This window comes from Alteromonas sp. AWJ4_199 (assembly GCF_056159165.1).
Genome location: NZ_JBSWUR010000005.1, coordinates 1 through 13,973, shown reverse-complemented (window position 1 = coordinate 13,973; position 13,973 = coordinate 1). Strand labels below are relative to the sequence as shown.

General features: G+C 44.0%; 8 protein-coding genes. 4 read left to right on the top strand and 4 right to left on the bottom strand.

The features are described from left to right. Window positions 1–173: 173 nt before the first annotated feature. Both ACXAER_RS19325 and ffh read right to left on the bottom strand, forming a co-directional pair. Window positions 174–2,240, bottom strand: coding sequence for a hypothetical protein (locus ACXAER_RS19325; protein WP_474832127.1), 2,067 nt, complete (start codon window positions 2,238–2,240; stop codon window positions 174–176). A 184-nt stretch (window positions 2,241–2,424) separates the two neighbouring features. Continuing rightward, on the bottom strand, window positions 2,425–3,873 hold the full coding sequence (ffh, locus tag ACXAER_RS19320; protein ID WP_474832125.1) for a signal recognition particle protein: 1,449 nt from the start codon (window positions 3,871–3,873) through the stop codon (window positions 2,425–2,427). Window positions 3,874–4,171: 298 nt separating this feature from the next. On the opposite strand from ffh, the gene ACXAER_RS19315 reads away from it, so the two are divergent. Continuing rightward, the gene (locus ACXAER_RS19315; protein ID WP_014948818.1) at window positions 4,172–4,963 is read left to right on the top strand and encodes a cytochrome C assembly family protein; all 792 of its coding nucleotides are present in this window, start codon (window positions 4,172–4,174) and stop codon (window positions 4,961–4,963) included. Between the two features lie 163 nt (window positions 4,964–5,126). After that, entirely contained in the window at window positions 5,127–6,422 is a 1,296-nt protein-coding gene (locus ACXAER_RS19310) for an HlyC/CorC family transporter (protein ID WP_474832122.1), read from the top strand. 36 nt (window positions 6,423–6,458) lie between these two features. Here the strand turns inward: ACXAER_RS19310 and ACXAER_RS19305 are convergent, their stop codons facing one another. After that, window positions 6,459–6,653: a hypothetical protein gene (locus ACXAER_RS19305; RefSeq protein WP_474832220.1), complete on the bottom strand. Its 195-nt coding sequence runs from the start codon at window positions 6,651–6,653 to the stop codon at window positions 6,459–6,461. A 110-nt stretch (window positions 6,654–6,763) separates the two neighbouring features. Further along, a complete protein-coding gene (gene sixA, locus ACXAER_RS19300) occupies window positions 6,764–7,279 on the bottom strand; it encodes a phosphohistidine phosphatase SixA (RefSeq protein ID WP_474832119.1) in 516 nt (171 codons plus the stop codon). A 171-nt stretch (window positions 7,280–7,450) separates the two neighbouring features. On the opposite strand from sixA, the gene ACXAER_RS19295 reads away from it, so the two are divergent. Next, window positions 7,451–10,198 (top strand): insulinase family protein, encoded by a 2,748-nt coding sequence (locus tag ACXAER_RS19295; protein WP_474832116.1) that lies wholly within the window; start codon window positions 7,451–7,453, stop codon window positions 10,196–10,198. Between the two features lie 400 nt (window positions 10,199–10,598). Then, window positions 10,599–13,973: two-component regulator propeller domain-containing protein (locus ACXAER_RS19290; RefSeq protein WP_474832114.1), on the top strand; the 3,375-nt coding region annotated here is incomplete at its 3' end.

Genomic DNA, 13,973 nt, shown 5'->3' with positions numbered 1-13,973 from the left:
GTTTTCACTTTAAGGGAATTTGGGAGTAGTCGAAAGACGTTTTTAAAGGTTCTTTTAAAAAAGGCGGTAAGCAATACTCAGGTTCACTTACCGCACTCATTTAGCTTTGACAGTGTGTTTTTAAACTATCACGTTGGAAAGCGCTATTATGCGCCTTCCAACCACTACCTTACCTATTTAACAGCTAGTACATTCACAGACTCTGGCGCGGGGTACATCATGCTGAAAGTCGGCGCAATGTCACCCGAGGCTGAATTTAAAATGTTGTCGAAGCGAAGGATCATACCGTTTGATTTTTCTGCTACGTAAACATGACCGTTGCTGAGCATCAGATCCACTGGGTTACCCAACATCGAACTCGGGCCCGCAATATTAACCGATACATCGGTTAAACCATCTGCGTTGCCAGCACCAGGAATAACGTAAATTTTGCCGTCTGTTGCATCTGCAGCGCTACCAACGTCAGAAATAACAAGGCTATCGCTTTGGCTATCGTAGTCTATACCATGAATGTTTGTTGGCGCCTCAAATGCAGCACCGCCGCTAGCTGGTACGATTAATCTATCCTCACCGGTAATAACGGTCTCACCGCTTTGCAGTCTGCGCATTACTTCTTCAAACACGGCAACCGAACCGTTGGTTAATGCTAAATAAGCGCTGTCAGTCGATGGGTCGTAATCCACATCCCAAGGGCGAGCCCCGTTAGCAGCTTCAAGTGTTAATAGAGGCGCGACATTACCCGATGCGCATGGCGAAAAAACTCTTACAGCAGGCGTGTTTTCATTAACATCAGCCACAAATACCACACCGGCTTCAGAAGCAATGTCTAACCCCTTCGGTGCAATCAGTCCGGTTTCGCTACCCATAATCATGTGGTCGTAGCTATCGCTGTACGTCATCCCATCGCGCATAGTTTTCAAGCGATTGATGACTAGTAAGCCGCCTGTTGATGTATCCACATCATCAAAAGTGATAACACCGTCACCACTTGCCGTAAACGCGGCACTTTCAATGCTCGTACCTGCGTTAAAAGAACTCAGGTCACTAGATAATGTAGCGCTGTATTGGGCAACCTCACCTGTTGTCGCCCCTTCTGTTGAAGGGTTACTTGATACCGAGAGCCCTATAATAGGCATAGTCGTTATCCCGTCGTCAGAAGCGTCTTTCATTTCATCTAATTCTTTAAACTCAGCCAAAGACTCCGGCTTTACCGATGGCGTTGATAACGTCGGTGCAATATCACCGCTCTCTCCGTTGAAAATATTTGAGAAAACCAGAATGGCGTCGTTTGATTTTTCCGCCACGCGAAGGTCAGACCCGGTTAGGATAATGTCTACTGGGTTACCAAGCTGAGTCGACGCTCCACCGATGACTCTTGTTGGTACGACAGCCCCGTCAGCCGACGAGATATTTTCTAATACAAAAACTTGACCATCGTCTGCAACTGCTGCATCACCCACATCAGAAACTACCATGCGGTTAGACATAGGCTCATATACAATACCATGAAGGTTAACTGATATTTGATTGCCATCTGCATCAGAAGGCACCACCGAGCGCATTACTGTGGGCGCAAAGCCCGAACCAGCTACGTTGTCGTATACCGCTAACGTACCATCGGTTAGAGCCACAAATAATCTATCGTTTTGTTCGTCGTATGCCAGGTCCCATGGTTTTGCGGAAACCATAATCTCAGCTACAGGCGCAACGTCTCCCGACGCTTGCCCTCCAAAAACGCTTACCTTTTGACCGTTAAAATCAGCTACCATGACTAGGCCAGCATCTTCAGCAAACGCGATACCTTTGGGGTTAACCAGACCTGTTGCTGTACCGGTTATTTCGTTACCCGTATTCATCATGTAGTTGGTTTGGGTATCGAATTTACACAATGTCCTCAGTAAGGGTAAATCACTGTCACCAGCTTGCACCAAGGCACCGCTTCCAGTGAAAACAATGCCTTCATTAGCTCCTGTAGTAACCGTGCTGAGTGCATTGGCATTTTGATCTACTACAGTTACCGTATTGCGATTAGCATCGCCATTATTCGCAACCAAAAAAGTACCCGCAGCGAAGCCCGGAGCTCCATCTTGTCCTGGCGCGCCGTCAACACCGTCTGTACCGTCAGCTCCATTTAAACCATCTGCGCCGTCATCACCATCACAGGCACTAAGTGCGAACACCATGGCTGTAGCTAATAGTGACAGTTTTAATTTTTGTTGTGATGTTTTATTGAATTCCATCTTCATCTCCGAACTTGTTGTTTAGTGAAGTGACGCCGCTTAACCGCGCGATGCGATCAGTACTACCCACGTCCTGTTCAACAAGCCAAACGATTGATGAATGATACTGGATGCAAAAAAAATTAAAAAAACCTCAACGCATTGCTGCTATTGAGGTTTTTGGTAGTTTTTGAACTATAGCGAATTAGCGTGGGGGAAAGCCGCCGCCTCCGCCGAAGCCGCCCCCGCCAAATCCACCTGGACCGCCCGGACCACCCGGACCACCCGGGCCTCCAAAGCCGCCACCACCCGGTGGCATCATGCCTTTCATCTGGCGCATCATTTTCTTCATCCCGCCGCCAGACATCTTCTTCATCATTTTTTGCATTTGCGTAAACTGCTTAAGCAAACGGTTTACGTCTTGAATTTGCGTACCTGAGCCTGCCGCAATGCGACGCTTTCGTGAACCTTTGATCATGTCAGGGCGCGCACGCTCAGCTGGTGTCATTGAGTTGATGATGGCTTCCATTTGATTGAACTGCTTGTCGTTCGCCTGATCTTTAATTTTATCAGACATACCGCCCATGCCAGGCAGCTTATCAAGCATCCCCATCATGCCGCCCATATTCTTCATCTGCTCGAGCTGATCTTTAAAGTCTTGCAGATCAAAGCCTTTACCTTTCTGTACCTTTTTGGCTAGCTTTTCGGCTTTTGATTTATCTACTTTACGCTCAACCTCTTCGATAAGGCTAAGTACGTCACCCATTCCCAAGATACGAGAAGCGACACGCTCAGGGTGGAAAGGCTCAAGTGCATCAACCTTCTCCCCCATACCAATAAACTTGATGGGTTTACCGGTAATGTGACGAACCGACAGCGCAGCACCACCTCGTGCATCACCATCTGCTTTGGTCAGTATTACACCGGTTAGCGGTAGCGCGTCGTTAAACGCCTTTGCGGTATTCGCAGCGTCTTGACCTGTCATGGCATCAACCACGAACAGAGTTTCAATTGGCTTAACAGCAGCGTGAAGCTCTTTGATTTCGTCCATCATGTCGTTGTCGACATGCAAACGACCTGCTGTATCCACTAGTAGTACATCGAAGAAATTCTTCTTCGCTTCAACAATGGCATCGTTAACGATATCAATGGGCTTTTGTAAAATCGTTGACGGGTGAAAAGCTACATTCACTTCACCGGCAAGGGTTTCAAGCTGCTTGATAGCGGCCGGACGATAGACGTCGGCACTCACTACCATCACTTTCTTTTTCTCGCGCTCAGTTAGGTATTTCGCAAGCTTACCTACAGAGGTGGTTTTACCCGCACCTTGTAGGCCCGCCATAAGAACGACAGCCGGAGGTTGAGTTGCTAGGTTAAGCTTTTCGTTCGCCTCCCCCATCACAGACTCTAGTTCAGACTGAACGATTTTAATAAATACTTGGCCAGGCTTGAGGCTTTTGGTTACTTCGGTACCAACTGCACGCTCTTTTACCTGTGTAACAAACGCTTTTACCACGGGTAGCGCAACGTCGGCTTCAAGTAGCGCCATACGCACTTCGCGTAGCGTTTCTTTAATATTGTCTTCAGTAAGACGCCCTTTACCGCTGACATTTCGTAATGTCTGGCCTAAGCGTTCTGATAAATTCTCAAACATAGTATGAAACTTCTTTTTATTTCAGACGTAATGCCCGCATTGTAACGTAAAAGCGAACGGTAACGTACCCACAATTGCGGTTAAATTTTTAAACTTTTGCGTTAAAGGTTGTCGAAATTAGATGTACGAATTTCGAAGTAGATATGGAATACAAATTGCCTTTCCATGCTCCTATACCCACATTAAAAGTGGGTGTGAAACAAACAAAATCAAGGAGATGGTTGAATTTACTTGCAAGTTGCAGTATCAATACCGACTCAATCGGTGAAGACATCACCTACCTATTACAGGACGCATCATGAACACCCTTTTCGCCATTTCTGCTGCTTTACTCTACGCATTAGCTGCGGCAGTACTTATTGGCAAATTCGTACATCAAGACGGCCCGAATAAGCGATTAGGACTATCCATCGCTAGTGTTGGAGCAATTGCACATATCGCTTTTCTAACCAACGTAATTATTGTCGCGCCTGGGCAAGACATGAGTGTTACCAACGTGCTTTCATTAGTGTCGTGGATAATCACCGTTTCCATGCTTATATTTGCCCGCGCTATTCCTAATCTTATTTTACTTCCGGTTGTGTTCGGCTTTGCAAGTCTCACGGTACTCGCCTCACAATTTATTCCCGTGTCGTACATCATGCATATTGAACTGCAGCCGGGCTTAGTGATTCATATTAGCCTATCCTTGTTTGCATACTGTACTTTGGTCATTGCGTTTTTGTATGCACTTCAAATGTCTTACATCACCTATAGGCTAAAACAGAAAGGTGCCGCGCTGCTCCATTCATCGCTGCCCCCTCTGATGCTGGTAGAGAATATCTTGTTTAAGCTATTACTTGCGGGCACCTGCCTATTAACGGTATCGCTTATCAGCGGATTTGTTTTTTTAGAGGATATGTTTAACAAAACCTATGCGCACAAAACGGTGCTTTCCGCTGCTGCGCTTGTGGTTTTTCTTATTCTTCTGATAGGCCAAAAACTAAGAGGTTGGCGAGGACGCCAAGTCATTGTTATGACGGTATTGGGTGTCACGCTGTTATCTCTTGCCTATTTTGGTAGCAAGTTAGTGCGCGAGTTCCTTCTTTAAATAAACATATTTGTAGCCGCCGAATCTATCTACCACATTGCTAGGCGGCTCACTCTTTACACTAAACTTTCTAAGTATTTAGGTTGATATCAACAATTTCCCCTTGAAACTCCCCCCTCAAATCAATACATTTGAAGCCTTAGTTTGTACAGGAAAACCTTAATTGGACGACATATCAACGAGTACGCTGTTTATCGCGCTCGGCGTACTCATATTACTATCTGCGTATTTCTCTAGTTCAGAAACAGGCATGATGTCGATAAACCGCTATCGACTTAAGCACTTGCAGGGAGAAGGCAACCGCTCAGCTATGCGTGTTGCTAAGCTTCTAGAACGACCAGACCGCCTAATCGGCCTTATCCTCATCGGTAACAACCTTGTTAACATTGCGGCTTCTTCACTTGCCACCATACTCTGTATTCGCCTATTTGGTGACTATTGGGGGCTGTTCGCCGCAACCTTTGGCCTAACGTTAGTTCTACTCATTTTTGCAGAAGTCACCCCTAAGACCTTGGCAGCACTTTATCCTGAAAAGATAGCCTTTCCTAGTTCTATTATTCTGCTTCCATTACTCACCCTACTTTACCCTTTTGTCGCAGCTATCAACGGTATAACTAACGGCATTCTTGCACTGCTAAAAATTAGCCCGGCAAATGGCAATGATGATTCATTGAGTAGAGAAGAATTAAGAACCGTAGTGTTTGAAGCTGGTGCTATGATCCCTAAGCGTCACCAAGACATGTTGGTTAGCATTCTGGACCTAGAAAGCGTAACTGCCGAAGATATCATGGTGCCCCGCGCTGAGATTTTTGCCATCGATATTAATGATGACTGGAAGAAAATTCAAAAAGCCTTGACCCATGCTCAGCACACCCGAGTGTTGTTATACCGCGATAGTGTCGATGATGCGGTAGGTTTTGTGCACGTACGTGATGCCCTGCGACTTTTATCGAAAGATCAGTTTACCAAGTCAAGCCTGCTTCGCGCAGTGCGGGAAATTTACTACACCCCCGAATCTACGCCACTGCATACGCTTATGTATAAGTTTCAAGCGGAGAAAGAGCGCATTGCACTAGTGGTCGATGAATATGGCGATATTATGGGATTAGTCACCCTAGAGGATATTTTAGAGGAAATTATCGGTGACTTTACTACCAGTATGGTTCCCGATCACAGTAAAGAAGCCCATATACAGCAAGATGGTTCGGTACTGGTCGACGGAAGCGCTAACGTGCGTGAATTAAACCGAGAAATGGACTGGAAATTACCAACCGAAGGACCGAAAACCCTCAACGGTTTATTGCTTGAGTATCTTGAAGATATCCCTGAAAACAAAGTCAGTGTTCGTTTGGCGGGCTACCCACTTGAAATAGTCGATATATCAGAAAGCATGATAAAAACTGTCAGAGTCATGCCGGAATACTATGTTGCACCTAAAGAGTCGAACAGCGACCACTAAGCAATGTAGTGCTTATTGTACTTTCGGCTCTATCAACTAGCCTTTTACTTCATCAGCGAGACGCTGCGCCCGATTCGCCAGCGCTCTCGCTTTCGCGGCAGCGACTTTATCTGACAGTTCAGATAACTTGGCAATAATATCCTGCGTCTCCTCATCTTCACGTAAATCAGCCTCCGCCATATGCGATTGCAATGAACGCTTAAGGAGCTCAGGAATAGATTTGCTGTCCATTTCCCAACCCTTCATTAGAATAAACTTTGACACTCTCAAAGAGGCTATCGACCGGATGGAAATATACTTAACAATTATTTGTTCAATTGCTGTTTAATTTAAGGGCGATTTTAGAAACCTTGGTAATGCTCAACTAAGGTGCCCTTATGTTCGTGCAGTGAGTACTTTACAACGGCTATTGACGCTGTCGAAAATAGGCTGGTGGTATAAGACTGGCAGAGCTCGTCAACCAAATAGCTAACAAGTGGCATATGGCTAACGACAAGTAGCTTTTTAATAGGCTTTTTAGAATTTGCGGCTGCGTGAAGCAGGCCGTCAATATAGTCATTTACCAAACGCGGCGAGCCCTCTGGTACTATATCTTCATTACTTTCGATTTTACCCGCTTCAACGTCTAGCGACACCATATCAAAGGTTTGTTTTGCTCTGCGATAGGGGCTTACTAGCGCTAAATCAACAATACCCTCGGTGCAATATTGCTCTTTTAACCACAGTGCTGCAGAGTTAGCCTGTTCTCGGCCAACTGACGTTAGCTGTCTACTTTTGTCATCGAGTCGAGGTGCTTCTGCTTCACCGTGACGCATGATGAAAAGATAAATGTCGTCGTTGCTACTTTGACCTGACATAACATTGCGCATAGTATTAATGAAAGTACGCTAACGATATCAGAGAGCTGAATCTACGCCTAGCGCTAAACCGTGAATAATGAGAATTTTCGACTATTATTTAATGTTTTTTGAAGGTTATATTAATAGATGCTCCAGCAGTAAGGTGCCTTTGACAATATATGAGAAAATGTGAATAACTCTATCAATTTAGAAAACGCGCACCACATAACTTTGCCAAATGGCCTTCGTGTTATGCTGTGTCATACGCCTGAGGCAAATGAGTCGTTTGTTTCTATTGCGGTACGGGCAGGACATTTCTACGACCCCAACGATTGCCAGGGGTTAGCCCATCTTTTAGAACACATGCTTTTCATGGGGAGCCGTCACTTACCCAAACCCAATGCAATAAATGGCTTCATTGAACAGCATGGGGGCGCAATAAACGCTTGGACTGGGACCGAATACGCCAACTATCATTATAATTGTAGTAGTGACGCGATTGCGCAGACCTTGCCTGCGTTTGCAGATATGCTCAGACAACCTTTATTTGAGGAAGAAGCACTCACCAACGAGATCAAGAACATTCATGCGGAATTTGAGTTCAAGAAGAAAGATGACCTTCGTCGCCTTTATCAAATTCACAAAGAAACCTGTAATCCAAAGCATCCTTTCGCTAAGTTCTCAGTAGGTAACAGTGATACCTTTTCTCAACATGGATGCACTGCGTTAAAGCAACAACTCAAAGCACTTCATCAAACTTATTATTGTGCAAAAAACATGTGCCTATGCATTGCTAGCACTATGCCTTTACCTCAGCTTGAGGCATTAGCGCATCAATGTTTTGGCACCATGCCATCAGGACAGTTAGCGTCAGGTGACTGGCCAGCACTTTACACCGAAAATGAGTTGGGCATACAAATAAACATACACCCGCTACAGTCAGCAAAGCGGATGATAGTGACCTTTGCCCTACCCGCTTTACAAAATGACTATGAAACCAAACCGTTGAATTATATTAGTCATTTAATTGGGGATGAGGGCGAAGGTAGTTTGCTTGCCTATCTTAAAGAAAAAGACTGGGCGCTAAACCTTATTGCCGGCTCGGGCATTGAGGGAGACAGGTTTAAAGACTTTAATGTTAGTTTCCAGCTGACTCAAACCGGGCTGGATAACAAAGCCCGCGTATTGGAAGCACTATTTAGTTACATCTCAATAATCCGTGAGGCCTCTCACGAAGATTGGCGCTTTCACGAAAAATCAAAGTTAAATACGCTAGCACTTGAGTACGAAGAAAATATCAAGCCACTTAGCGTGGTAATAGAATACGCACAGCACCAGTTCATTTTCGGCCAAGACGAATTAGGTAAACTCCGTTCGACCATAGGCAGCTATGATAAATACGTCATTGAAGATGCCTTATCCTACTTTACTCCGGACAACATTCGTCTGAAAGTTATTTCGAAAGACGTAAAAACGACAAAAGTGTGTGCGTTCTACGAGGCCGAATACAGTGTAGAGAAAATTGATCCGGCGCTTTTGCAAAAGCTTGCTTCACCAAAGACTATTAGTGAATTACAGCTTCCACCACCCAACCCTTATTTAGCAAACGAATACAGCCTTATATTGCCTGAGACGGGCTTCAATATTCCTAATAAGTTGGTGGACAATGGCGGTTATCGGTTTTGGTTTGCCCAAGACCAGCAGTTCCATAGCCCAAAAGGCGATATTTATATCTCTTTTGACGTAGCGGAATTTTCTGACTCTTTACTGGCTGTTGCTGCAAAACGTATTTGGCTGGGCGCCTTAAATGATTACCTGCAGGCGAAATATTACAGGGCCGAGATAGCAGGCCTGCATTATCGTATATACGGACATCAGGCTGGGTTTACGCTTCACACACGAGGCTTCACTAATCAACAAACTTTATTAGCCAACCAGCTTCTTGCTGCCGTGCTTGATTTCATACCTGATGAAAAAGCCTTTGAACATCACAAAGCGCTGCAAATTCAGAGCCTACACAATTCGCTGTTAAATAAACCCACTAACCGCTTGTTTTCGAGGTTAAGTGTACTTATCCAACGCAACACTCAGGCACCAATAGAGCTATTAGATGTAATAGACAGTATCACCTTTGAGCAAATGCTAAATTGCAGAAGTCGCGCTTTGGGGCACTATTTTAGTGAAGCATTTATGCACGGGAACTGGACTAGCGAAGAGGCAAAAGCCTTTTCAAAGAATCTTCAAGAGCAGTGCACAAATGCCCGCGGCGGCCCGCTTTCACGAGCGGTATCTAAACTTCCCGTGGGCGGCACGCTCTACCATGAAGTGCTTTGTAAGCACGATGACTCAGCGGTAGTGCTCTATCTTCAAGCTCCCTCCCCGGGCTTAACCGACACGGCGCTTTGTATGGTACTCGAGCAAATGCTGGCCGCGCCGTTTTTCAATTCATTAAGAACAGAACAGCAATTAGGTTATATTGTTGGAACTGGCTATGTGCCGCACAACCAGCATCCCGGCATGGCGTTCTATATTCAAAGCCCGCAATGTAGCCCAAAACATTTACTAGATGCTATGACAGAATTCTTGTTTCAGCAGCTAAATGAAATTGAGTTTTATCGCTTCTACTGGCCGACTATTCAGCAAAACCTCATTAAGCAGCTGGAAGAGCGAGACCTTACGCTGTCGATGAAGTCTCAGCGATTATGGGTGAGTTTAGGTACCCAAGACTTAGGGTTTAACAGAAACGTTAAACTAGCAGAACGAGTGAAAGCGTTGAGTTTTGAAGAAATTCAAGATTTTGCACACCAACTCGCTAAGCGCGAACGCTGTGGAGAACTTGTTCTTTTTTCGAAAGGAAAGTTCGAGGCTATTCCTACTCAAGAGAAGCGTACAATAAACAGTATTTCCCATTTCAAACAAGAAATACCGTATTACTGATTATAGCGCTTTACTCTCACGCTGTTACTCGCGCCCAGCGCCGCTCGTTTTTCTCTTCACTGGCTGTTTAGTACATTGTTTAGGCGGTAATTTTACCGTCTTTTAAAAATAGTCAACTTCAATTTTTATTAGAATAATATCTTTTCTGTCAACACCTTACATATCTAAAATTCAAATCTAACATTTAGTGATAAGATAAACGTCAAGTTTTTGACTTCGATGTCGATAAATAGACACCGGATTTATTTAGTTTTGCTTAATAAGTAATCCATCATCCCTGCTATCTCTAAAAAGTCCTTGTAGAGACTCGGTTAATTCGGCATATTTATTCTTCTGGTTGTTAGGGATGCTGCCGGTAAAATTAAAAAGATAATAAATGGCGTATGCCAAAGGTGTATAGGTGCGCTCAACCCTAATCTATTCAATGCTGCTTTTTTCGTTGGCTTTGTCAGGAATCTTCTTTAATCCTGCGAAGGCGATCGAAGTCTCTGATCTTCACTTCACAGAATTAAATAAGCAACACGGCCTTTCAGACACTGCTGTTTTAGATATTGTCGAAGATCATATGGGCTTTATTTGGCTAGCCACGTCAAACGGCCTTAACCGCTATTCAGGTTATAACGTAAAGCAATACCACCCATCAGATGTCGATCCTAATTCCTTACCTTCTGGTTTCATTAAAACACTATTTGTCGATTCTGAAGGTGAATTATGGGTTGGTACCCATTCAGGGCTGGCGCTTTACCTGCCAAAGTCAGACAGTTTTAAAGTGTTCGACAAGGAAAACTCTGTAATAAAAACAGATTTGATAACCGCGATTTCAGAGGCTAAGAACGGTGATATCCTTTTCTCAGATAAGAAATTTCTTTACCGATATTCGAAGCAGACTTCACAAATCAGCGTGCTCACTCAAGTCTTTAAAGACGAAAGCTTTATCAAAGTAATTTATGAAGAGGCAAACCGCATATGGGTGGGGTCTAATGAGTTTGGCGCTGCCTTAATAGACACTGAAACGCTGGAGGTGCACAACGCAAGCAAGGTCAACCCTTGGGGTATCTCTTTAGATATTCGTGCACTGCACGATATCACAATAATTAACGGCAATTATTGGTTGGCGACAAATGAAGGTCTTATTGTTTTAGCGTCTAATGGTCGTATTTTAAAACGAATTCAGGGTGATGATTTGGGCGTAACCGAAGAGGTTAATTCTTTTTCAATCTCTGTCGTAGATAAAGATATTTGGGTGGGCACTTATATTGGACTGTTTATACTGTCAGGCGCTGCTGAAAGCTCTATATCGGCTGATTATCGACCTGATTATTTGCATTTGAATTCAGATATTTATAGTTCTACTGGCATTCCATCGGCAATCGTATTTCGAGTAATTGAGGACCGTACGGGCGTGGTCTGGGCCGCAACCTTTCACCGCGGTGCTTTTAAGTATCACCCCGAATATGCCAGTGTACATTTTCAACCTGTTTACAACTCCGAGCGCCACAGCGACGATAATTATTCTACCTTGTGGGGCTTTGCCGAAAGCAACGATAAAACACTCTACCTAATTTCTCAGCAAAAAGGGCTAGGTAAAATATCCCGAGAAACAGGCAAGGTATCCTTTTTCAAGTTTTTCGAAGAAATGGACCCCGCCATACATTACTGGGACATTGAAATTGATGAACAAGATAATATCTGGATTGCTTCGTCTGTTGGCTTACTTGTAGTCAGAGATTCTGGAGACAGTTTGGAATTAGTGCGTGAGTATTTCAAAGGTTCATTTATCGATTATATCTTTAAAAGTGACTCAGCCATTTGGGTTCAGGTAGCGGTTGGTCAAATACATTCAATAAGCACTATTTCAGGCAAGGCTCAATACACTGAAGAGTTAAATACAGCTCTGACAGAGAAACAGGGGGATATGTTAGCCATTTATGAAGATGGTCACAATAACATTTGGTTTAGGGCCGGTGAGAAACTTGTTATTTACTCGGTTAATAAGGGTGAAATAATTCGAGTGCTGGGCTCATCAAACGGCCTAAATTCAATGGTCTATGGCGTACATGAAACCCCTTCCGGTTTATGGTTGACTACACGTTCTGATGGGGTGATTCAGTTAGATAAAGATAGCTTCGCCCTAATTAATAAACAAAAAAGAGACAACCAAAGTGGTTTTATAACTTCAACAGTAGCTGTAGAAAACAGCATTTGGTATTCCGATGCAATGGGCGTGCATAAGGTTCACCTACCTTCGCTCAGAGAGGCTGATAGTATTCCCAACGCCCAGTTGGAATTTAACTCACTTGGTGAAGGCGCCGTCATTGCCATTTCTGATAAGACAATTTATTTTGGTGGTAATAAAGGCTTTGTTAAAATTTCAAAGCAAGCAATAAACGTTAATGATCAAGTAGAGAAAACCCTCCCTCCGCAACTGTATCAAGTGAGTGTGTTTGGTTCAGTTGAAAAAACTAGATATACACAAGACAAAAGTGAAGACTCTTCAAGTTATCAGTCTTTAAAAGAAAATATCACTTACGAAGAACAGTTAGCGCTAAAGCATGATGAAACCCGCTTCAGTATTTCCTTTGGTCTGGTTAACCCGGTTTATCCAGACCAAGTAACCTATCGTTACAAGCTTACCGGTTTTGAGAGTGACTGGGTTTACGTCGATAAAGAACGTACTGCTCAGTTTAACAATATTTCCTTCGGAAACTATGTATTTTCAGTGCAAGCGAAAGAGCCCGGCAAAGCCTGGTCTGAAAGTAGAAGTTTAAAAATAACCATAGAGCGCCCCCCTTGGCTTCATACCGTTGCCCTTGTTTTCTACGGTTTAATTGCATTGGCTCTTTTTGCCTTTATTTTGCGCCAATACCAAATACGAAAGGCAAATCAACTTGCGATTAAAGAATCAGAAGAACGTTTAAAACTCACGCTATGGAGCTCGGGCGATGAGCTATGGGACTGGGATGTATACAGAGGTCAGGTGTACCGTGCAAACACCTGGGGCACGCTAGACTTTCCTCAAGACGACATTCGTACCACCAGCGCCTACGATTCCAATATCCACCCTAACGACATTATCCGAGTCAAATCTGCGCTCAGAGAGCACTTAGAGGGTAATAGTGATTTTTACGAATTGGCCTACCGTGCCAAGACGTTTAAAAATCAGTGGATATGGATCCTCGATCGCGGAAAAGTGGTAGAGCGGGACCATAACGAACAACCAGTGCGAATGACGGGTACGTTAAAGAACATCCACCACTTAAAAGAAGCTGAAGAGCAGCTTAACCTGTTCAAGCGCTCGATAGAGAATATTTCCGAAGGGGTATTTATTACCAATACCCAATTTAAGTTTATCAGCGTTAATAATGCATACTGCAGCTATACCGGTGAAACTCGCGACCAGGCCCTTGCCAGCTATATGCATTTTCATTTATACCCCGATGCCTTTACCGAAGAAATTAAAAAAACCCTAAAATCTAAAGGCAACTGGTCGGGTGAAGTGGAGAGCGTGCGGGTAAACGGTGAACGCTACGAAATGGAGCTTAATATTGATGCCGTGCACGATGAAGACGGCAAAATTAGTCATTTCGTGGGTGTTTTCAGCGATATCACCTCTCGTAAGAGTACTGAAAAAGAGCTTTTAAAACTTGCCAATGTGGACCCACTAACCGAGCTACCTAACCGTTCGTTTTTCCAAGCAAGTCATCAAAACTTGGTGCGAAAGTCCAGCGCTCACTCTCTTCTGTGCTTGGATATGGATAACTTTAAAAAGATAAAC

Coding starts and splice junctions, on each gene's coding strand:
- ACXAER_RS19325 (WP_474832127.1), bottom strand. CDS start 2,240: ATGGAATTCAATAAAACATCACAACAAAAATTAAAACTGTCACTATTA.
- ffh (WP_474832125.1), bottom strand. CDS start 3,873: ATGTTTGAGAATTTATCAGAACGCTTAGGCCAGACATTACGAAATGTC.
- ACXAER_RS19315 (WP_014948818.1), top strand. CDS start 4,172: ATGAACACCCTTTTCGCCATTTCTGCTGCTTTACTCTACGCATTAGCT.
- ACXAER_RS19305 (WP_474832220.1), bottom strand. CDS start 6,653: ATGGACAGCAAATCTATTCCTGAGCTCCTTAAGCGTTCATTGCAATCG.
- sixA (WP_474832119.1), bottom strand. CDS start 7,279: ATGTCAGGTCAAAGTAGCAACGACGACATTTATCTTTTCATCATGCGT.